This window comes from Aphanothece microscopica RSMan92 (genome assembly GCF_046613545.2).
Taxonomy (GTDB): Bacteria; Cyanobacteriota; Cyanobacteriia; order PCC-6307; family Cyanobiaceae; genus NIES-981.
Genome location: NZ_JBKKKY020000592.1, coordinates 1 through 424 on the forward strand (window position 1 = coordinate 1; position 424 = coordinate 424).

General features: G+C 53.5%; 1 protein-coding gene. It reads right to left on the reverse strand.

Translation table 11 applies throughout. The features are described from left to right. Positions 1-375: HisA/HisF-related TIM barrel protein (locus ACLD7X_RS19205; RefSeq protein ID WP_411425272.1), on the reverse strand; the 375-nt coding region annotated here is incomplete at its 3' end. Positions 376-424 lie beyond the last annotated feature (49 nt).

Genomic DNA, 424 nt, shown 5'->3' on the forward strand with positions numbered 1-424 from the left:
CTCTAGAAGTTCGCGTACTGCGTCACTATCGGTCCAGACGAGCGTGTTGATACTCACTCGGTATACCCCAGCTTCCAGGAGTTGCCGATACAAATCGATGTGAGGCAATGAGCTGATGAACTGAATTGGAACGTCGACGGCTTGTTGCATTCGGACAGCAGTGGCGCGCGTCAACGCGTCATCATATCCTTTGAAGGAATCAACGTCCGTCACGTGGATACACTTGGCATTCTCGCGGCGCCACAGTTGGGCCAGCTCGACCGGATTATCCGAGAGTTCCGCATACAGCGACTCCGTTCCGGGAACACCTTTAATACAACGGGCACAACGGCCTGACACAAGGTCGATGGCTGGGATAACGAGTACATGGCCCATTACTGGCCTCCTGCAAAACGGAGTGCTAAACGCAATAGCTTTTCAGACG